Here is a 21074-nt window from a genome sequence, read left to right on the forward strand (position 1 = left end):
ATAAGATCACGGTTCTCAGTTTTTAATGTATTTTAACTAGAAAAAAGGCACTATTTATTAGATGCTTAATCTATAAATTATCATCAACATCCAAACAAGAGTAATGAGTATGCATAAATCATTATACAGAGGATTTTTCATTGAGAACAAAACAGGAATCCCTGATGGTTGGAAGGTCTTGATTAAAAATAAAGTGCTACAAGGCCACTTAAGTGCAGTAAAGAAAAGCATTGATTGGTGGAATGAAACCGGCTCTATTATTCAACCGAAAGAATTCGGTGATATGGGTGAGGCGACTCTCAATGAGAAAAAAAGCAAAACTCAAACAGAAGAATATAAAGGTTATGCTTTAAAAAATGACACTGGTGAAATGAAGGAATGGTATTGCCTGTACCAAGGTAAATTAGCAAAAGGCAGTATCAAAGCAATAAAAACCTTTTTGGATAAACGAGTAAAATAATTTACAATCAGTCTATTACGAATTTATTCATATCGAGATTATTATGTCTTTAGTATATTCAACAGATATCGGCCGCATTAAACAAGAAGAACCTAAACAAGAACGCCCTAAAGGTGATGGAATTGTTCGTGTACAACGCCAAACTAAAGGCCGGAAAGGCAAAGGTGTTTGTATTATTTCTGGGTTAGATATGGAAGATGCTCAATTGAAGTTATTAGCAGCTCAATTAAAAAAAGTATGTTGTTGCGGTGGCGCGGTTAAAGATGGTGATATTGAGATCCAAGGCGATAATCGTGAAAAGATTAAAGAGTTTTTAACTAAGCAAGGACATACCGTTAAATTAGCTGGTGGTTAAAATAATCCGTAGCTATCAACAAGCTAATAATCGATAGATAGATACGAAGTATTATTTAATGATTATTAGCTATTTTATGGTAAATACGATTATAGTTAAATAGCTTCGTTATGAACATTGGGATAGTACAGGGCAGAGAAAGCAGACAGATGATGATCCATTACATTAACCCCAAACCATATTTAACATAATATACATAATGCGCACTCGTATAGTGATTCTTCAGACCCTGAAAACACACCAAGTAAGCCCATAAAACTAATGCTAAGCATCTGTAATCCTTGGTGATTCAACTTTTTTGCTAAGTTCTCCCATAGCTGTTTTGCTTGGGACGTTTTACATTTATCAGCCGCTAAATAAATCATTACCATTTCTGGATCTAACTTTGTTTCTTCTGCTAAATAAAGTGCTTCATTTTCAGATAGATACAATCTTCCACTTCTAATTCTGCTTATCTTTGCCTTATCAATATTCAAATCCGCTGCTATTTGTTTGTCTTGTATGTAGTTTTTTGCAGTTTTATAGGCATCTAATAGTTTGCTGGCATACATAAAACGTCTCCTTTTTTCTTCATTCTAGCTCATTACTTGTACTTTTGTGCATCTTGCGGTTGCACAAGAATACAATTACAGTTGCACAAAGATACAACTTATTAAGTATTTACACCGTCATGCAGCGTTCTACCTTGTCTTTATTGCGTGTCGGTCTTTTATTTTGCTCGGCTTGGCTCTGTACCGTAACTACGCGGTTGAGTCGAGCCTCCCAACTTTCGCAATCTGTTACGGGGTTTGTTATGAGTAAGAAATTTGAATTATCTGAGCCGTTTGATTCGGTTCCCACGCTTTCATGTGATGGTGTTGAGTTTGTTAAATCACCAATTGATTCATCTTATGGGCTTTTGCTTTGTGGTGTTGATAATTCGGGGCTTTCTCTATCTTTTACATTTGATGTGTCACAACTGACTTTTTCTAAGCAAACTATTGCGCATGAAATCTTTGATTACGTTTTATTTTCAACTGCTTCTGGTGAGTTTGAATACGTATTTGATAACGATGAAATGCTAATTCAATTCTGTGAGTTTTACGGATTGGAGCGTTAATTATGAATCATTTAAGCGTTTATCTAATCAAGGGGCTTTTAGAGCTAGAGATTGACAATGATGAATCTATTGTAAATAGATACGTTTCTTTCTGCGGTTATGACATCAATAGTGAGTTTGTTCTTGATACAAGTATGTTTAATGAACATCATTTGCAAATTTCAGAAAATACAAATTATCTTCCTAGCTCCCTGACTGTTTCGTCATTTCTTCATTACTTATCGTTTTTTTCAGATAAATGCACTCTTCGTTCTGAGTTAGGCCATCACCTAAGATTTATTAAAGTATCCGGCCCAACGGTTCCAGTTCGCTTTGATTTTGAAGTCATTGAAGAAGTTGAGGGTTAATTATGCTTAATATTATTGATGAACCATTTAATCTACTTGTAACCCCTGTTAATCCTTGGAAACCTTGGCAAGTTGGTGATGAATCAGTTTTACCTGCTTCTTACTTTCAAACGAATGATAGCAAGCTTCAAGATTTTGAATTGCCTTGTGGCGGCGTTGGTAACTCTGATTATTACAATCTACGTCAAACTGAATGGCGTAAACCTGTATTCTCTGCACTTCGTAAACACCGTGACTTCGGTAATCATATGCTGAATACGTTCATTTCTGTTTGCAAAAATAAAGACTACTTTGAATCACTTCGCTTGGTTGAATCTGCAAACGATCGCCTTTGTAAAAATGGCTATAGTTCTGCATTGTCTGACGATGAAATCAAAGATTTAGCGTCTCGCAAGTCCCAAGAATTTAAAAAGCTAATTGGTGAAACTAAATCTGATTCTCTTCGATTTATGACTATTTGCTATTTAATAGATAATTTAGGCTTGGCGTTTTCTGACCTGACAATTGTACGCGCAATGAATGCGGGTGAAATATTCGCGCTGGTCAATCGTGGTTGTGATGAAATTTGGCTTCGTCGTCAATTAAGAAAAAAATGTGCTTATGAGGTTGAACAAGTGGCGCGTGACTTGTCTCTCGTTCAACGTCATAAGCAAGTATATTGTTCTGATTTCTCTGTAGCTCGTCAACGTTCGCGCAAGGCATCAAACAGAACGGCATTAGAACAAACAGTCGCTTATGATTCAGAGGATATGAGTAATAATTTTACTCTTGCTGAATTATCAGATAAGTCTGTATCCAATCCTAAAGTTCGACGTTCTGAGATGTTTGTTCGTCTGCGTGGATTTGAAGAAGTAGCGCAAGAGTCTGGGCATCAAGCCGTGTTTTATACGCTAACCTCGCCTAGCCGTTTTCATGCGGTATCTAAGGGTGTAACAAATCAAAACTGGCTTGATGCTGATTCGCCAACCGCAAAGGACACTCACGCTTATTTACTGGGTGTTTGGCAAGATTTAGGACGTGTTTTATCTAATCATAAAATTAAAGTTTATGGTATGCGCATTGCTGAACCGCATCAGGACGGCACGCCGCATCATCACTTTTTGTTATTTATGGAACCTAAAGACCGTCAATTCGTAACGTCTCAATTTAACCGTTTAGCTTTGCTAGATTCGCCAAATGAAAAAGGCGCGAAAAAGCACCGCTTCACATTTGAAAATATTGATTTTTCAAAGGGTTCGGCTGTGGGTTACGTGGCTAAATATGTAAGTAAAAACGTGGATGGTCAGCACATACAAGATGATAAAAATTCGTCATTGAATGGTGTTGATGCTGCTGAACGTGTTGTGGCATGGTCTCGAGTTAATCAGATTAGACAGTTTCAGTTCATCGGTGGCCCTAGCGTTTCCGTGTGGCGTGAAATGCGTAGATTGAGAAATGAATTTAATGAGGATGACGTCATGCTAAACGACTTGAACGACACTGAGCATTATCTATTAGAAAAGGTTCGTCGCGCTGCTGACGTAGGTGACTGGAAAGATTTTTGCTTTGCTATGGGTGGCGTGTTTGTGAAACGTGCTGACCAAGAAGTGAAAATCCATTATTCAGTTCAAGAAACAATTCAAAAAATGCTTGAGTCTGGTGAAATTTCGCCTACTCGTTTCGGTGATATGGCTCAGGGTCAAATCAACGGTTTAATGTTTAGAGATGTTTTTCTTCTTACTCGCTTCCGTTCGTGGAAGACAGAGAATAAAGAAAAGTTTGAATCTGCACAAAGACAAATTATGACAGGCGTTGTTGATTGGTTTGACGCGCTTGAAGCTGAAAAAGAATATGAACGTATGTGTGATGCTCAATATTCAGAGTATGAAGCGCATATGCAATACATAGATGAATGCGAAGCTATTATGCTCTGCTCTTCTGAAATCTATGATGCGTGTTCGGTCGGCGCAGCCGTGCCGGATACGTATTATTGATTTCCTTGGACTTGTGTCAATAACTCCCCGTTCAACAAATTACTAATTATAAGGTTACGAAAATTATGAAAATGGAAGGCTTAATTTTAGATGTTTCTGACATCATTCAAGAAACAAAAACAGTTCACGGTGGTACTGACAAATTTACAGTCGGTAAAATCAAACTAATTACAACCAACCCAACGGCGACTATTGAAGTGAAAATCAATAAAGAACTTTGGTCTGACGGTAAAGGTGGTGAAGCCCTTACCGCTTGTGTAGGCAAGCGTATGGACTTTCAAGTTGAATATAAAGAGATGGCTTTTGGTAATGACCAAAACAAGCACGTTGCTATTAACGGGTTCCATTTATTCGCCTTACCAGTGTTAAATAAGTAATTAGGAAATAAACATGACTGTAGAGCAATTTGACCAACTTTGGTTATTGGTATTTTGTATCGCCCTAGTTCAACTGGTTGCTCTCGGTTGTATATTTGGGGGTCAAAGATGATTGACGTTCAATTCATTGTTGGTGCTTTGTTCACCGCCTTTATTATCGGCTTCTCGATTGGTAAGCAATTATTAGTCTTCCGTCAAGTCGTCGAAAATATATCTTAAATAAAAGTGAGTAAATATTATGAAAGTTTCAAATAAAGCGTTATTAGTTACAGCCGTTCTTCTTGGTTCTTCTTCTGCTATGGCTGCCGACCCTCTTCCGTCTGCCGCTATCGCTGCAATGGGTGAAGTAAGCACGTTAGCCGATTCTATGATTGCATTAGCATGGCCTATCGTTATCACCATTACATTAGCGATTATCGGTATTTCATTGTTTAAAAAGTTCTCTAAAAAATCAGTATCATAATTTAGTTCTTGGTGGTTACGGCACCAATTCTTTATCTTCCATCCTTTCAGTTCTTGAGCATTCACTATGAACATTAAAAAAATACTCTTACCTTTAATTCTTATCATGTCGGGTTATTCTTTTAATGCTTTCGCTTTATCAAAAGTTACCTCTGTTCATCCTGTCGCTACTTCTTGTTATAACGTTGGTGACATCATTAATCCAAGTATAGGCGCATCTTGTCTTGTTGGTTTAGAGTATGAAAGTGGTAGTGATAAATATGTTATAAAGTCTGTTTCTTCAATTTCATCTACTCGTATACATATGAATTATTCTCGTAATAACTCATATCATAGCTCTCAGTCCTATGTAAGTATGTCTTCTGGTGCGTCCTGTAATGGCAATATTGACCCTGACACTGGTGTCTGTGAATCGGCACCTCCTTTTTGCTCAAGTCCTATAGTTGAGGAACTTCGTCAAGAAGCTCAAATGTCTTGCGCACTTCAAAATGGTACGTTTTCAGAGGATTGTAATCCAGAGACAGAATCATATATTCCTTATTGTGATATTCCGCCTCCACCTATTGATAAGTTCTGTGATTCTCCAGAGGTTGCAGCAATGAAATCAGACGGGCACGCGTCTTGTGTTGCTCAAGGTGGTTCGTATGCCTTCGAGTGTAGTAATGAACCTGAGTCTTTTACTGATTCATGTAGCAATATTCCACCAATACCGCCCGACCCTCCCATTGACCCGCCGGAGTGTGTACCTGCACCTGAGAATAATTGGTGTGATAATCCAGAGCCCGATAAATGCATTATTGGCTCCCCATCTTGGCCTGAGTGCGAGCCGTGGCATGGTGATGACCCTACAAGTCCTCTTGACCCTGTTAAGCCTCCGACAGTTGACCCAATTAACCCAACGCCACCCAAGCCCGTTAATCCAGTAAATCCACCCAAGCCACCAGTGGAAGGTGTCCCGTTTAATGATTCTCGTGTTGTTGATGCAATTCAGAATCTTAACCTAGATATGAATTTTGGTTTTTCAGATGTTAACAACGCGCTTCAACTCCAGACAAATATATTAAGCAGTAGTAACGAACTTATATACCAGGGCTTAAAGCAAGATTTAGAAATATATGAAAATAACAAATTGCTTCAATTGAAAAATACAGGTGACATTGTTGATGCAATTGGTTCTATTCCTGAGCCTGTTCCCTATGATGATTCCGGGGTAATAATGGCCATTGAGGAGCTTGGTAATAAAATTGGTGCCGGTGATTGTGTGCCGACTGAGGATAATAATTATTGTGAAAATCCACACGGTTTAGACCAAGAATATATAGCAACAATGTTTGGTCAACTTAATGAAAAGCTAGATTCTGAGCTGTCGGCTGCTGACAGTACAATTTTAGACTCTATGTCTGAGCTTGCGACTAAGCCCCCTGTTGATGAATCTACAGTAAGCCCTTTTCTTGATTGGAATATATCAATACTTACATCTAATAATCAGTGCGTATCAATGGACTGGTACGGTCACGAATTGACCTGTGAATTTTCTGATAATTTTAAATCTATATTTGGGTTTATTCTTTTTATGATGACATTGCACACTGTGATTGGAATATTAATGGAAGACATCACACCTAATGTATCTGAATATAAGCATAGACGGAGATAATTTATGCCTGCACCAGTATTTCTATTACCTTTGATTGCCGCAACTTCTAAAGTACTCCGTATCCCTGCAATAGCTGTTTTTTTTGGTGGGTTGGCCGCTCAATTGGTCGCTTGGTTCTCTGTTTTTGTATCAAGAAATATAGCCTTAAATCTTGCGGTGATTGCCTTTGTTGTTGGTTTGGCGGTTGCTATTGCTGCCAGTTTTTGGTTAATGCTTGAGGGGATTAGCTACGTTTTACCTCCTGAGTTTTCGCGTGCTATGGGGATGATTACACCATCAAATGCGATCCCTTGCTTGTCTACTGTTGCCTCTGCAAAAATCGCTCGTTGGGTTTGGATGTGGCAGATATACGCTATTCACAGGGTTACTGGCTAATGGCTGTTTGGTTTGTTACTGGAAAGTTGGGCGGTGGTAAGTCCTTGGTTTCGGTTCACCGCATTAGATTAGCACTTGAAAATGGTGCACCTATTGCAACGAATATTGATTTAAACCTTAAAAATCTGATAGGTAATAAATCAAAAAAGTGTCGGGTGTATCGTATGCCTGATAAGCCTACTCTTATTGATTTTGAAACTATAGGCAATGGTAACAAATCATATGATGAATCAAAGAATGGCCTTATCGTTTTAGATGAATGTGGTACGTGGTTTAATTCGCGTTCTTGGGCTGATAAGAGCCGCCAGTTTGTTATTAACTGGTTGCTGCACGCTAGAAAACTTGGATGGGATATTATTTTCATCGTTCAAGATATATCTATCGTAGATAAACAGGCGCGTTTAGCTCTGGGTGAACACGTTGTTTATTGTCGTCGAATGGATAGATTAACCATTCCATTTTTAGGTGCTATTTATCGCATGGTTACAGGTAGTAAATTGCCATTACCTAAAATTCATATGGGTGTTGTTAAATACGGTGACGGTCAAAATGCAATGGTTGTTGATAAATGGACAATGATGGGTCATTCCCTCTATTCCTGTTATGACACTAAACAAGGGTTTTCTGACCATTACGATAGTGGTGTTTACACGGTATTACCGCCCTATTACACACACGGTAGATATTCAATTATTTGGACGGCTAAAAATCAAATGAGAATGACAAAGATATATTTTAAAAAGTATTCAAAAATAATGATGTTTACTGTTGGCGCGTTGCTTTCTTATTCTTATGCGTTGCTTACCGCTCCCGATATTGTTCCCGACCAAGATATTGAAATAGTAGATACAACCGCAAAGGATAAGTTAAGTAATTTATTGAATGGTTACAAAATTACCAGTTATTCAAATTTTCCCAATCAACCCGTTAAATTCACGTTAAAGAATAAAAAAGGTGAACCACTTTATTCTGACGATTTAAATTCAATGGGGTTTGATTTCGATGTTAAGTCACGTTGTCACATAATAATTATTCAAGGTGAAAACAATGAAAGCCTTTATTGCTCTTAGTTTATTAACACTTTCTTTTTTCTCTACCGCATCAACTCCAGTTCAAAACTTTGAGACGGTAAACTCTCCAATCAGTGATTTTGTACGTTGGTTTTCTATTGAGTCAGGTCAAACGATTGTTTTGGGTAATGGCGTTAATGCGCTGGTCTCCGTTAATGCCGTTGGCCTAACTCGCGAAGAATTGGCACCGTTTTTTTCTGCCGTTCTTACTGCTCACGGTTATGAGCTAAAAAAACAGAATGACTTTTATACCGTTGTTGTTGATGCTGAAAAATTAGAGCTATTAGAACCAACGACAGCAAAATTATACAGATTACTTCATGTTCGTAATAATACGGTCACGCAGTTAATACAATCAACGTTAAACGGCTCATTAGCTCAAACAAATACAGAATCAAAGCAACCAGTTAATAACTCAAGCGTGGACATACTACCGACAACAAACGCGATCATAGTGACAGGCACAAAGAAACAAATAGACATACTCGATGCACTTATTCAGGCGATAGATAAGCCACAAAGACAAGTCTTTATTGAATCCGTAATATCTGAAACTGAGATTAATGACGCGCAAGAAATTGGCATTGATATGTCTTACCTTACCTCGTCGGGTTTTCAGTTGGTATCAAGTCCTCTAGGCGCGTTTGATGCCCTTACAGATAGTCACGCAATATATAAAGGTGGTAATTTTTCAGCATTAGTAAAGGCCGTTTACCAGTCTCAAAACACAAAGTTATTATCAAGGCCGAATATGCTTATTTTAGACAGGGAGCGCGGTTACATTACAGTCGGTCAAAATGTCCCTTTCCTCACGTCTACAGAGACAACGGACGGGGGTAATGTAACACAACAAATTGAACGTAAAGACGTGGGTGTATCGCTTACAGTGACGCCTCACATAGTTGGTGAGCATATTATCTTAAATATCAATCAAGAAAGTTCGAGCGTGAGTAACTCGGCCATTGCCTCGGACATTATTACAAACACCAGAACGTTGCAAACCTCGGTTAAAATCAAAGACGGCCAAACCATTGCATTAGGTGGTTTAATCTCAAATGAGGAAAAGAAAAGCGTATCAGGCGTACCGCTATTGATGGATATTCCGTGGCTTGGTGAGTTATTTAAAAGTACTTCGACGGATGAGGTTCAAAAGGAATTGAAAATAATAATGAAAATTACCGTTATAAATTGATGCTATCATTTTCTTGCCAGGATTAACCGGTGATTTGATTTATTGCTATCTTTTTTCGGTTATAGATTTTTCTCGAGATAAAATAATGCTATCATTTTCAATTTAAACCAAGCCGGTGATAAGGTGTAAATGATGGCAATTACAATAAGACATACAGAAAAGCATGAAAAAATGATAGATGAACTCAAGTTGCTTACTCAGAAAAATACATCATCAGGTGCGTTAATTGATGGTGGTTACTTGGCTTTGAAATATCAATCTTTATATCAAAACGAGCGTGTTAATTCTCAAGAGCTACAATCTAAATTATATAAACTTCAAAGAAAAGTCGATGATTATTTATCCTCGCTTGATTCCTTGCGCGGTTAATATGACGAACTGCGTGAGGAAAGGTCTTATTGCGTAGCAATGTAAGCGGAGCGAAACGCTGTTCTTTCACTCTGCTTGAAATAATTTAAGACCTAAACGCCCCCTCTTAAACCTAAATTTAAAAAGACCGCCACCCTGCTAGAATCGCTCTTAGTATTTATAGCTAACACTTCATTGATAATTCTATCCATTAAATCACCATAACCACTTGTAATTATTGATTTTTGTGCGCTTAACATCAAAGTTTAAATACATATACTGTTTTTATGGAGTTACAGTGAAACATAAGCTATTTTGTCCAGTTAAGTGTTAAGTTGACTTGGAGTACGTATTCATGAACAAGGTTTTATATACAGGTAAGATTAGAATTAGGCATCTACTTATTTTAATCACTAGCTTACTTTTCTCGTTCAAGTTACAAGCAGATTCATTAATTATGTGCCCTAATGGGAGGGTGAATAATGGTGACAGTTATGACCATATCAAAGCTAAATGTGGGCCTTATTATGGTACTTCTATGGGGCTTAGAACTATTGATGGCAACAAATTTGAGTATAAGATTTCAAGGTTTAGATTTAAAGATGGCACTGAAGTAGCATTTATTTTTATAAACAATCAGCTACTTGATCTAATCATAATTAAGTAAGAACCTAACTGATAATTATGTTATTAACATGGCGTACCCCCGATTTGTATCACGGGGGTAAATTCCACCTAATTTCGTTAACTCTCCATTTCTCATAAAAGACGATTTCATATAGAATATGAAGAAATTAAAATAATGATATAATTAAAATGACTAATGATGAACTATTTAACCTAACTGATTGGTATCATGAAAATGTTATAGATAACAATTTAGTTTCCATAATCAATCAATCAAACTCTCATATTAATAATTTACTAAAAAATCCGACTAACAGAAAAACGACTCTTGAAGTTGTCTTTAATGACATAACAGAGGCATTAGTTAAAATGGATCTAAGTACTTTATCAATTGACGATAAAAACATCTTGATAAAACTAGGACTTAATAATATTATTTTAGACCCTGCTTTTTTCTCATTATCAAACTTATTATTAACTAATGAATCAGATCTTCATACAATATCTGCACGCTTTATTTCAATGTCAAATATAGTTAAAACAGCAGATGCCAATTTTCGTTCACTAAAGCATACGTTACCTCAACTTTTTGAACCTAAAAAACCTGATGATATTAATCCTGAAAAAGTATTTACTCGTTTAACTTTTCATAATGATGCATCTATAAATAACGTTGTTAACTTAAAAGAATGGTCATCTAGTTGGAATACAATTGCTAGAGGTTATTCAATGACTTTAGGTAAAACGCCTGAAGAATTTGAGATCATAAGCGCTTCCAAAGGCTCAATTATATTTGATCTCCTTTTAAACCTTGAAACTGTCAATATGATTGGTGAAACATTTAATCATATTGCGGATTTTGCATTTACGATGATTGAAATTAAAGCTGCTTTAAAAGGACTGTCATATTTTAAGAAAAACGACGTTCAAATGTATGAAGATTTAAAAAAGAAATTGGATGCAGATATGGATAAGAAACGCGATAGTATGGCAGATGATATTGCTCAGCGTTTATTTGATAAGCATGCAATTGACAAAGAAAATAACGAAGTAAAAGTAAATTTAAAACATGGTGTAAAAGAATTATCAAAATTTGTAGATAAAGGTGGAGATGTTTCTTTCAAATCTAATAATGTTGAATATGACGAACAAGTATTATTAGTAAATGATGCATTACTAATGTTACAAAACAGTTCAAAAGAACAAAAACTTATCGAAGATAAAACAACAGATATCGAATAAATTTCAAGCACTCATAATTAAATGAGTGCTTTTTTTAGTTTATTTTAATATTTGCTATTGCTCTAGATAATTTCAATAACTTAGTTAAAGTTCGTTTATCCATATCACTTTCTATTTCCAATAAAGCAACAGCTGTTAAAATCTGTTGTGGCTCTAGTTCTCTACCTGTTGGTAATCTCAATCTACCTTTCACAATAGAAAAACCTTGCCAGTTATCTCCTACCCCTAATTTACGTTCACAATACATACGCATAAGCCTACGACACTCAGGTGGGATCTCTGACCCTTTGTCCCAATTGTTGACCTGCCTCACAGTTTTAAAACATAGTTCAGCTGTCTTTTCGACGCTTAAACCACACTTATAAAAACGGAAAAAGTAGTTATTTGTCATCTGGTTATATTTCATTAGCCAACCTTTCATTTCTGAAAGATTGGCGATGATATTATAAATGAGACAAATCAGAGCTTGATTTTACATAAGCACTCATAATGCGCATTGACGCGATAAACAACATTGATTGATAAAATACTGTTGTCTCTGAATTTTGTCTGATTAAATGCAAAATCTGATGGTTCTCTTAATGTGTCTTCTAATTTTCTAGTATAAACCTAAAACATAAGATACTTTGTCACCTTAAGTTGGTTAGATGTAATTTTCAAAAAAAGGAAATATCGTATATGAATAATCCAAATAAATTTGAATATGTTGGTTTTTGGCCTCGTGTCGGTGCATCACTACTCGATACCATTATTCTATTGGCAATTATAATTCCACTAATGTACCTGTTCTATGGGGATAGATATTTCTATTCAACGGATTCATTTTTAGGCTCTGCTGATGTGCTAATCAATTACATTTTTCCTTTGATTGCTATCCTTCTATTTTGGACATACAAATCAGCGACTCCGGGAAAAATGGCAATTAAAGCCGTTATCGTCGATGCCGATACAGGAAAACAACCAACAATGAAGCAATACATTATTCGTTATGTTGGTTATTTCGTTTCAATGCTTCCATTCTTCGTCGGTATTATGTGGGTTGGCTTGGATAGTAAAAAACAAGGATGGCATGATAAAATGGCAAACACGGTGGTTATTCGCCAACAAAACCACAGCGTTAAAAATGTGAAATTTAGTCGTTAATCATCATATTCAACATAAAAAGCCCTCGTCAAGAAGGCTTTTTCATTTGATTATGATTAACCTGCGGTACATAATTTGGACTTCATTATGCCGTTATCATCATCCATTGTATTAGGATCTCTAAAGCTATCATCGTTTTCAGACAATGAGTATTTTGATTTTAACTCTATTGCATTTAGAAATAACCTTGGATCATTAATGTTACTCAGTATTAAAGTATCCGGTAAACAATCATCATCAATATAGTCAACAAAATCAGCCGCTGAATCGAAAGTTAAAATATCCAAAGCTAATCGATCTAATCCATACAAACCACGATGTATCATATCCGCGGAAAAAACCAATAAATCACCGGCTGCAAGTCCAATCTTTTTTCCTCCGGATATATCCTCATGGCTTTCGTGTCCATTTTCTTCTTGTCGGATATCAAACTCTTCAGCATTATCCCAACGTTTATGTGTTCCTGGGATGATCTCCATACCGAGTTCATCAAACAAAGGAATTCGAAGATGTACGACTTGTGTATCGTGAATTACTTTTTTTTGTACTTCTACATCATGATCATACTGACAGTCACGATGCCAAAAATCTTTTTGTTGAGGGTTTACTGGATTAAAGAACAATTGAGTATTCATAAAAACAGGATTTGTGGGGATAACCACATCGACTGCACTCATTATTTTCTTTGAGCTAATAAAATTAAACAGTTTTACCCTATCGTTGAATTCTAAGTATTGGCTGCCAGTAATTAAAGACGAATTGAATGCTTCTTCTTGATAAAATTCTGCGTTGTCTTCTTTCCATAACTCATGAAATTTTAATATAACGTCTCTAAGATATGACATTTCAGATGCCGTAAAATAATTTCTAATGACAAAATAACCTTGCTCTTCATAGCTACTTTGTAACTGACTTTGATTATCTACCATTTAACAACGATGACCTCTATTAGATTATTAGAACTGAACTGCCATTCAAAGATACCAGCCTTATTCTTCGCTGCTGCATAGTACTGGTTAATTTTGGTCATTCAAGCTTAATCACACAAAAAGTGCAAAATAGAATCATCGCTTCTTTTTTTATTCAAAGTAGGATAGCTGAATTAGCCAATATTATCGTTTTAAAGTAGCATTTAGCAGATTTATTCTGTCGTGATTACTGGTAAATAATGGGAATTTTAACGCCATTTACGATTATGTTTTACCTCTTTGAAAAGCTATGTTTACTCCAGTGATACCAAACCTCCGATTAAGAAGAAAAATTACAGTATTCTCACCGCATTCCTTCTTCTTATGGTATAAACTTGGCATAATATAAACACAACTAAATAAACAGGCATAATTATGAGCACTGCAAAAACGCTATTAACTCGTTGCGATTCTAAATGTGAACTATGTGGTTCAACCTCTTCACTTGCACCATTTGCTGTGCCGCCAATGACAGATATCAATGTAGATAACTGTGTAATGATTTGTGATACTTGTACTGCACAAATTGAAGACCCAGCAACTATGGATGTAAATCACTGGCGTTGTCTAAACGACAGCATGTGGAGCCAAGTTCCTACTGTTCAAGTTATTTCTTATGTTCTTTTAAGCAAGCTTGTTTCTGAGTCTTGGGCTCAAGATTCTCTAGATATGATGTACGTTGAAGAAGACGTTAAAGAATGGGCTGAGAAAGCACTTCTTGCTGACGGCGAAAAACCACGTGATATCAACGGCGTTGAGCTTAAAAAAGGTGACGACGTAACCGTTACTAAAGATCTTCCAGTTAAAGGTACTAACCAAGTTATCAAACAAGGCACTGTTATCCGCGGTATCAACCTTGGTGACGACCCTCGCCTAGTTTCTGGTAAAGCTAACGGTGGTCAATCTATGTATGTAATCGCTGAGTTCTGTCGTAAAAAGTAATTCGTTACTTCACAATCGATAGACTAAAAAAGACGCTTAATTGCGTCTTTTTTTATGTCTGAATTCCACTGATTTTAAGTGCAAATAGTCGAAAACGGCGTTATTTAACCTTTCATTTTGCCCCAAAATTGCCCCAAAACAGAATTTTCAAATATCGTTTTGCCCCAAAATGAAATATATCAAAAGAATACCTGTTTGTGTGTCTAAGTTATTTCGTAACTTCTACAGTACAAGTATAAGAAGGCACTTCTGTTGTTAACTCTTTATTATCTAAAGAACTATCCATTATATAAAGCTCATACCCAATCAACCCAATAGCAGAAACACTTAAAACCACGGGAATTAACACATCAAGGATAACCCAGCGCCATGATTGACTCCTCACCAAGCTGTGATACCAATTATCGAAACGATGCATAGAAGCAGAGACTCTAATATTTTCTATTGTTTTTTGTTGGTTATCAATTACGTTAACCAAGTTATTAAAGCGGTCAGAAATAACACTTGCCGTTGTACCTGGTGTTGATTGGTCATCTAAACCTTTTACCCAATCTTCTATTTGTTCCCATTGATTCTTATTGTTTTCAACGCCAGATAAAAACTGTCGTTGATTTTCTAACATCCAAATATAAAAGTTAGAATTTTCCTGTTTTCCTCGATTATCTTTCGGATCATTTCCCATGCCGGCAATCATACCACTTGAGCCACGGTGTTCTTCATGTTTAGTTCCAGTTAATCTAACTCTCCAAAGTTGAAAACTATTTTTTACCAGCCAAAAATAATGTATCGATTCATAAATGACGACGGCAAGCAAAATCATATATACTAGTTCTGAAGTTAGCTTGAATAACCATACAATATGGATTGCCTTTCTTCTGAAGACAGATAGCATTCCTACCAAAATTCTTCAACTTGAAGGAAGTGTAATCGTTCGAACTCCTGCAGCTTCTGAAAATAAAAAAGCCACATGGAAATGGTTAAAATACCCAAAACTAGAAAGTAGAATACCCGATAAAGAAAAAGCATTTATCGAAGCTTGCCAATTCAGAGAACAGCTAAACAATAATGTAATGAGATATTTATTAAGCTCAGATAAATTATTTAAAAAAGACTACTCTAAGTGGGCTCTTTGGATGAAAAAAAACAAATTATTTGAAGCTACACCGTCACAACGTAATCCAAAATTACCTCGATGTTTAGTTCACCATAAAGAATTGCTATGTTTATGGGTATTTGATAGCTGGTATATTTTAACTCTCAGCTACCTAGCTGAGATTATAGATAGTAAACCTAAAGGTACTATGATTTATTATTGTGATATTTTTGATGAATTATCAATGCGATTACCACTGCACCCTAACTTCTCACAACTTGAACAATCCTTATCCTCAATCGTTAAGACTCCTGAGGAAAAAAGTACAATTATCAAGGAGCATATTATTGAAGAAGCTCTTATGCCCTTTAGAGAAAGTGCACAAGTTATTTGTTTAAATGGTGGATTCCAACGCTTAGAGAATTTATTATTATCAATCAGCTTTAAGTAGATTCCTTATAATACTTGAACTCAACCCCACCCGTTAGCTGCTGCATACAACTACGAGTTAAGTAATACTTCTTCAACAACGAACTTGCCCAGCTTGATGACAAACCGCACCTATCCGCAATTTGTGACGGCGTCACCTCTTCACCCTCTTTAATCGACTGCAGAACAATTAACTGTGTCTTGCTCAATTTAAGCAGTCCAACTTGATGTGGTACTGAACGTGCGCATTTCAATAAATTTTCTGAAATATGCTCATTTTTGGCTAAATTTGGCATGATTTTACTACCCTCTGTAATTAACAATGAGAATTGAACTTTCGATTTGATTTGAATGATCTTTTAAACGATCTCTTAAACAACAAGATCAGCACTAAGACAGTGGTAACAGCAATTATGGTGACGACCCTCGTCTAGTTTCTGGTAAAGCTAACGGTGGTCAATCTATGTATGTAATCGCTGAATTCTGTCGTAAAAAGTAATTCGTTACTTAATAATCAGATAGACAAAAAAGACGCTAATATGCGTCTTTTTTTATGTCTGAATTTTCTTCATGTTAAATGTTAATCACGACTCCATTCATAAACATCAGCCTCCCCTCTATCTCTAAAATAGGTAGGATGAAGCTGCATGAATTGATCTTTCTTTAAATCACCTAGAGGCCAATTTGAGAAATCTTCGGATAATGAAAAATCTTTACTTTTAAGATATAAGTTTGATAACTTTCGCCAAACTTGCCTAAATAAATAACGAGTTCCATCGTCGTTGCAAATCAATGATGTTGTTTCTGGTGTTAAATCACCGACTTGAAGCGTTGCTTTTATTTGCGATTTTGGCTGACAAACCGCTTCATGAATAACAACAACCTCAAATGTATTGGTATACGTTGTATCAACGTAAATGGACGTATTGTTAGCCCTATTTACCCTTCTTAATATTAATTGCTTTGTATCTTTTGTTCTACCAACCTGAAGACCATTTGAAAGTGGCTCGTAATAACTCCAAGACCAGCTCCAATCAATATTGCGAGGAAAATAGTTTAATTGTGATGAGGAATGCAACCATAATCCTGCTGGTAATACGATTGAAATTAATAATATAAATACCGCTACTGCTTTGTACATAGGATGACCAACAAGTGATAATACTTTTATTTCCATGATCTTATCCTATATTAGCTTTACTTTCAAAAAAGCCAAACCATTCACAAATACGCATAAATACGCAAATTGATTTGTATAACCCCCGTAATATTTTTAATAATGTGCGTATTTATTGAATTAAATAAAACAAGAATGTCTCTTTTTTATTTAAACGTTAGATTCGATAATGTTACAACACAATCATTAAACCCCTAGATATAAAAAAGCCGAGATATTAAATCTCGGCTTTTAATCAGAATATCAACTCGCTACATTAAAGATGCTTACTGATTTCAATACAAGTTGCTTTTGCATCACCAAAAAGCATCTCTGTATTTTCTTTGAAGAACAATGGGTTTTGAACTCCAGCATAACCTGTGCTCATTGAGCGTTTGAATACGATAACATTTTTCGCATTCCACACTTCAAGAACTGGCATTCCCGCGATTGGACTGTTTGGATCTTCCATCGCTGCAGGGTTAACCGTATCATTCGCGCCAATAACAAGAACCGTATCAGTGTCAGATAAGTCATCGTTGATCTCATCCATTTCAAGAACGATATCGTAAGGCACTTTTGCTTCTGCAAGTAGTACGTTCATGTGGCCAGGTAAACGACCCGCTACTGGGTGAATACCAAAACGAACATTGATACCTTGTGCGCGAAGTTTTTCTGTAATTTCGTGAACTGGGTATTGAGCTTGTGCTACCGCCATTCCGTATCCAGGAGTAATAACTACTGACTTAGAATTCTTTAGCATCTCAGCAACTTCTTCAGCTGTTGTTTCACGATGTTCACCTTGCTCTTCGTCATCAGAAGAGATAACCACGTTTTGGCCAAAACCACCCGCGATAACACTAATGAAAGAACGATTCATTGCTTTACACATAATATAAGACAGAATCGCACCAGAAGAACCAACTAACGCACCAGTAACAATCAAAAGATCATTTGAAAGCATGAAACCCGCTGCTGCTGCTGCCCAACCAGAATATGAATTCAGCATTGAAACAACCACTGGCATATCTGCGCCACCAATTGAAGCAACTAAATGGTAACCGAACGCAAAAGCAATTAGAGTGACTAGAATAATTGCAAACATGCTGCCGCCAACACTAACAAAGTAGTAAAGGAGTGCAGCTGAAGCAATTAATGCCACTAAGTTTAATTTATGACGGTGTGGTAATTGAAGTGCAGACGAGCTGATCACGCCACGTAACTTACCGAATGCAACCAAAGAACCCGTAAAGGTCACTGCACCAATAAATATACCTAAGAACACTTCTACTAAATGGATATTTAGCATTGCGCCAGTAAGTACACCGTGATCGATGTAGCTGTTATAACCAACAAGTACCGCTGCCATACCAACAAAGCTATGAAGAATTGCCACAAGTTCAGGCATTTCTGTCATTTCAACTTTCTTAGCGTAATAAAGACCGATTGCAGCACCGATTGCCATAGCAACGATGATCCAACCTGTTCCCGCTGAATCAGGACCAAAAATGGTCGCAATTAACGCGATAGCCATACCTGTCATTCCGTAATAGTTACCAGAACGAGCGGTTTCTTGTTTAGACAATCCTGCTAAACTCATGATAAATAGAACGGCAGATACAATATAGGCTGCTTGAACTAATCCTGCTGACATTATTCTACCCCTTACTTATCTTTACGGAACATTTCAAGCATACGCTTGGTTACAGCAAATCCGCCAAATATATTAATACTTGCGATAAGAACTGCAATAAATGCTAAAACAGAAACAACGCCATTACCTTGACCAACCTGAAGTAATGCACCAACAATGATGATACCTGAGATTGCATTAGTTACTGACATCAGTGGTGTGTGCAGTGAATGACTTACATTCCAAACAACATAATAACCAACAACACAGGCTAAGATAAATACAGTGAAGTGAGCTAAGAATTCAGCAGGAGCGACAGAACCAACCCAACCAAAGGCTGCGATACCAGCACCAATCATTCCATATTTCTTAACTGGAGACATTGGAACTTCAACTTTTGGTTCAACTTTCGCTTTTGGTGCAACTTTCGCTTGAGGCTGAGCTGAAACTTGAATTGGTGGCGCAGGCCATGTTACTTCGCCTTCTTTAACCACAGTGACACCGCGAAGAACGACGTCTTCAAAATCGATGTTGATGTTGCCATCTTTCTCTTTGCATAAAAGCTTAAGAAGGTTAACTAAGTTTGTGCCGTAAAGTTGTGATGATTGCGTTGGTAGACGACCAACCATATCAGTGTAACCTACAATTTTCACGCCATTGTCTGTTGTAATAACTTGGTCTTTTACTGTGTACTCACAGTTACCACCATTCGCGGCAGCCAAATCAACAATTACACTGCCCGCTTGCATGCTATCAACCATTGCTTTAGTAATTAGCTTTGGTGCAGGACGACCAGGGATCAGTGCGGTTGTAATGATGATATCAACATCTTTAGCTTGAGCTGCATATAACTCTTCTGCTTTTTTGTTAAACTCATCAGACATTTCTTTTGCGTAACCATCACCTGAACCTGAATTTTCTTTGAAATCTACTTCAAGGAATTCAGCGCCCATTGATTGCACTTGCTCTTTTACTTCTGGACGAACATCAAATGCTCGCACAATAGCACCAAGACTACCAGCAGCACCGATAGCCGCAAGACCAGCAACACCTGCACCAGCAACAAGTACTTTCGCAGGTGGAACTTTACCAGCAGCGGTAATTTGGCCAGTGAAGAAACGACCAAACTCATGGGCAGCCTCTACAACAGCACGGTAACCCGCAATATTAGCCATTGAACTTAATGCATCTAACGCTTGCGCACGAGAAATACGAGGAACTGAATCCATCGCCAAAACATTAATGTTTTTAGTCGCTAATTTGGCTAAAAGTGCTTCATTTTGAGCAGGCCAAATAAAGCTAATTAAACTAGCTCCATCTTGAAGTAATTCAAATTCATCAACACCTGTGGCGTCATTGATTTGAGGTGCGTTTACTTTAAGAATGATTTCTGATTTCCAAGCATCATCTGCAGAAACAATAGTTGCGCCTGCTTTTTCAAATGCTGCGTCATCAAAGCTTGCTAAAATACCAGCGTTTGATTCTACAGCAACTGTAAATCCAAGCTTTAATAGCTGCTCAACTGTTTTAGGAGTGGCAGCAACACGGGTCTCCCCCGCGAATACTTCTCTAGGTACACCAATTTGCATAGTTATTCCTTGGCTATTGGCATGAATTGATACCTTCGTTTTATCTAACATAAGGTATTAATTCAAGTGTTTTGTAATAAAATGACATGATTTCATTACATAAAAATTGTTATCTGTTCATTCTCACTGTATTTCAGTAAAAAAACAACATTTTGATGACAAATAGAGGTCAAACCACTTTCGCTTACTTATTGATTTTAATCACAAGTATAGAGTAAAAAACATACGGAAAAACAATCTATATCAATTCATTAACACTTATTTGAAAATAGAATCGCCCATTTGGTCTATTAACATTTTGGATTTCCTTTCCATCAGTTCATCAGCGTTAGTTTTTGAAGAAATCACATCAGAACGAATAAAACGGTGCTCTTTTATTTCACCATTTATTTCTTTCGTTATTTTCCCTGCAATGCGAAATTGCCCATTATCAGGTTCTGAATTTGGATAGATGAGAAAAGAGTGATACTCAATTGGTGTGATTGTTGGCTCTTTTTTAGAAGAAGATGAGCCGAATATACGAGAAAAAAGCCCCAT

26 protein-coding genes and 1 pseudogene are annotated in these 21074 nt (G+C 36.7%); 18 read left to right on the forward strand and 9 right to left on the reverse strand.

Annotation, left to right across the window (positions count from 1 at the left end; genetic code table 11):
- Positions 1-109 precede the first annotated feature (109 nt).
- Both A6E04_RS19870 and yciH read left to right on the forward strand, forming a co-directional pair.
- Positions 110-460, forward strand: coding sequence for a DUF3319 domain-containing protein (locus A6E04_RS19870; RefSeq protein ID WP_012551952.1), 351 nt, complete (start codon positions 110-112; stop codon positions 458-460).
- A 43-nt stretch (positions 461-503) separates the two neighbouring features.
- Entirely contained in the window at positions 504-815 is a 312-nt protein-coding gene (gene yciH, locus A6E04_RS19875) for a stress response translation initiation inhibitor YciH (protein WP_023603941.1), read from the forward strand.
- Between the two features lie 182 nt (positions 816-997).
- On the opposite strand, the gene A6E04_RS19880 is transcribed toward yciH, so the two are convergent.
- The gene (locus tag A6E04_RS19880; RefSeq protein WP_065612199.1) at positions 998-1366 is read right to left on the reverse strand and encodes a DUF3693 domain-containing protein; all 369 of its coding nucleotides are present in this window, start codon (positions 1364-1366) and stop codon (positions 998-1000) included.
- 242 nt (positions 1367-1608) lie between these two features.
- On the opposite strand from A6E04_RS19880, the gene A6E04_RS19885 reads away from it, so the two are divergent.
- From A6E04_RS19885 to A6E04_RS19940, 12 genes are all read left to right on the forward strand, one after another.
- Positions 1609-1914 carry a hypothetical protein gene (locus tag A6E04_RS19885; RefSeq protein WP_065612200.1) on the forward strand — a complete coding sequence of 102 codons (306 nt, stop codon included), beginning with the start codon at positions 1609-1611 and terminating at the stop codon, positions 1912-1914.
- A 2-nt stretch (positions 1915-1916) separates the two neighbouring features.
- Positions 1917-2261 (forward strand): hypothetical protein, encoded by a 345-nt coding sequence (locus A6E04_RS19890; RefSeq protein WP_065612201.1) that lies wholly within the window; start codon positions 1917-1919, stop codon positions 2259-2261.
- 2 nt (positions 2262-2263) lie between these two features.
- A complete protein-coding gene (locus tag A6E04_RS19895; RefSeq protein WP_065612202.1) occupies positions 2264-4234 on the forward strand; it encodes a replication endonuclease in 1971 nt (656 codons plus the stop codon).
- Positions 4235-4299: 65 nt separating this feature from the next.
- Positions 4300-4611, forward strand: a complete 312-nt coding sequence (locus A6E04_RS19900; protein ID WP_065612203.1) for a chemotaxis protein — start codon at positions 4300-4302, stop codon at positions 4609-4611.
- 238 nt (positions 4612-4849) lie between these two features.
- Positions 4850-5074 carry a major coat protein gene (locus A6E04_RS19905; RefSeq protein ID WP_065612204.1) on the forward strand — a complete coding sequence of 75 codons (225 nt, stop codon included), beginning with the start codon at positions 4850-4852 and terminating at the stop codon, positions 5072-5074.
- Positions 5075-5140: 66 nt separating this feature from the next.
- Positions 5141-6730 carry a hypothetical protein gene (locus A6E04_RS19910; RefSeq protein WP_065612205.1) on the forward strand — a complete coding sequence of 530 codons (1590 nt, stop codon included), beginning with the start codon at positions 5141-5143 and terminating at the stop codon, positions 6728-6730.
- 3 nt (positions 6731-6733) lie between these two features.
- A complete protein-coding gene (locus tag A6E04_RS19915; protein WP_065612206.1) occupies positions 6734-7105 on the forward strand; it encodes a DUF5455 family protein in 372 nt (123 codons plus the stop codon).
- Entirely contained in the window at positions 7105-8175 is a 1071-nt protein-coding gene (locus tag A6E04_RS19920) for a zonular occludens toxin domain-containing protein (RefSeq protein ID WP_065612207.1), read from the forward strand. Before A6E04_RS19915 ends, A6E04_RS19920 begins: the two co-directional genes overlap by 1 nt.
- Positions 8153-9367, forward strand: coding sequence for a secretin N-terminal domain-containing protein (locus tag A6E04_RS19925; RefSeq protein WP_065612208.1), 1215 nt, complete (start codon positions 8153-8155; stop codon positions 9365-9367). Before A6E04_RS19920 ends, A6E04_RS19925 begins: the two co-directional genes overlap by 23 nt.
- Positions 9368-9496: 129 nt before the next feature.
- Entirely contained in the window at positions 9497-9736 is a 240-nt protein-coding gene (locus tag A6E04_RS19930; protein ID WP_244886300.1) for a hypothetical protein, read from the forward strand.
- A 334-nt stretch (positions 9737-10070) separates the two neighbouring features.
- On the forward strand, positions 10071-10382 hold the full coding sequence (locus tag A6E04_RS19935; protein WP_065612210.1) for a hypothetical protein: 312 nt from the start codon (positions 10071-10073) through the stop codon (positions 10380-10382).
- Positions 10383-10531: 149 nt separating this feature from the next.
- Complete coding sequence (locus A6E04_RS19940) at positions 10532-11584, forward strand: hypothetical protein (protein WP_065612211.1); 1053 nt, start codon at positions 10532-10534, stop codon at positions 11582-11584.
- Between the two features lie 34 nt (positions 11585-11618).
- Here A6E04_RS19940 and A6E04_RS19945 read toward each other — a convergent pair whose 3' ends face one another.
- Complete coding sequence (locus tag A6E04_RS19945; protein ID WP_065612212.1) at positions 11619-11990, reverse strand: regulator; 372 nt, start codon at positions 11988-11990, stop codon at positions 11619-11621.
- A 272-nt stretch (positions 11991-12262) separates the two neighbouring features.
- Between A6E04_RS19945 and A6E04_RS19950 the strand changes: the two genes are divergently transcribed.
- On the forward strand, positions 12263-12727 hold the full coding sequence (locus A6E04_RS19950; RefSeq protein ID WP_023603940.1) for an RDD family protein: 465 nt from the start codon (positions 12263-12265) through the stop codon (positions 12725-12727).
- Between the two features lie 56 nt (positions 12728-12783).
- On the opposite strand, the gene A6E04_RS19955 is transcribed toward A6E04_RS19950, so the two are convergent.
- The gene (locus A6E04_RS19955; RefSeq protein ID WP_065612213.1) at positions 12784-13656 is read right to left on the reverse strand and encodes a phytanoyl-CoA dioxygenase family protein; all 873 of its coding nucleotides are present in this window, start codon (positions 13654-13656) and stop codon (positions 12784-12786) included.
- A gap of 414 nt (positions 13657-14070) precedes the next feature.
- Between A6E04_RS19955 and A6E04_RS19960 the strand changes: the two genes are divergently transcribed.
- A complete protein-coding gene (locus A6E04_RS19960) occupies positions 14071-14637 on the forward strand; it encodes a PhnA domain-containing protein (protein ID WP_012551946.1) in 567 nt (188 codons plus the stop codon).
- A gap of 208 nt (positions 14638-14845) precedes the next feature.
- Here A6E04_RS19960 and A6E04_RS19965 read toward each other — a convergent pair whose 3' ends face one another.
- Entirely contained in the window at positions 14846-15457 is a 612-nt protein-coding gene (locus A6E04_RS19965) for a hypothetical protein (protein WP_065612214.1), read from the reverse strand.
- Between A6E04_RS19965 and A6E04_RS19970 the strand changes: the two genes are divergently transcribed.
- Positions 15435-16181: a hypothetical protein gene (locus A6E04_RS19970; protein WP_139078891.1), complete on the forward strand. Its 747-nt coding sequence runs from the start codon at positions 15435-15437 to the stop codon at positions 16179-16181. The genes A6E04_RS19965 and A6E04_RS19970 overlap by 23 nt on opposite strands.
- On the opposite strand, the gene A6E04_RS19975 is transcribed toward A6E04_RS19970, so the two are convergent.
- Positions 16174-16455 (reverse strand): MarR family transcriptional regulator, encoded by a 282-nt coding sequence (locus tag A6E04_RS19975; protein ID WP_065612216.1) that lies wholly within the window; start codon positions 16453-16455, stop codon positions 16174-16176. The two genes, A6E04_RS19970 and A6E04_RS19975, sit on opposite strands and share 8 nt — an antisense overlap.
- A 119-nt stretch (positions 16456-16574) precedes the next feature.
- Between A6E04_RS19975 and A6E04_RS21030 the strand changes: the two are divergent.
- Positions 16575-16658: pseudogene (locus tag A6E04_RS21030) on the forward strand (alkylphosphonate utilization protein); the annotation flags it as partial.
- 81 nt (positions 16659-16739) lie between these two features.
- On the opposite strand, the gene A6E04_RS19980 reads toward A6E04_RS21030, so the two are convergent.
- The 4 genes from A6E04_RS19980 to A6E04_RS19995 all read right to left on the reverse strand — a co-directional run bounded on the left by A6E04_RS19980 (position 16740) and on the right by A6E04_RS19995 (position 21074).
- On the reverse strand, positions 16740-17336 hold the full coding sequence (locus tag A6E04_RS19980; protein WP_023603935.1) for a hypothetical protein: 597 nt from the start codon (positions 17334-17336) through the stop codon (positions 16740-16742).
- Between the two features lie 256 nt (positions 17337-17592).
- Complete coding sequence (gene pntB, locus A6E04_RS19985) at positions 17593-18969, reverse strand: Re/Si-specific NAD(P)(+) transhydrogenase subunit beta (protein ID WP_012551944.1); 1377 nt, start codon at positions 18967-18969, stop codon at positions 17593-17595.
- A gap of 11 nt (positions 18970-18980) precedes the next feature.
- Entirely contained in the window at positions 18981-20537 is a 1557-nt protein-coding gene (gene pntA, locus A6E04_RS19990; protein WP_017023237.1) for a Re/Si-specific NAD(P)(+) transhydrogenase subunit alpha, read from the reverse strand.
- A gap of 258 nt (positions 20538-20795) precedes the next feature.
- The gene (locus A6E04_RS19995; RefSeq protein ID WP_012551942.1) at positions 20796-21074 is read right to left on the reverse strand and encodes an HlyU family transcriptional regulator; all 279 of its coding nucleotides are present in this window, start codon (positions 21072-21074) and stop codon (positions 20796-20798) included.

Source organism: Aliivibrio logei (assembly GCF_001691055.1).
GTDB classification, from domain to species: Bacteria; Pseudomonadota; Gammaproteobacteria; order Enterobacterales; family Vibrionaceae; genus Aliivibrio; species Aliivibrio salmonicida.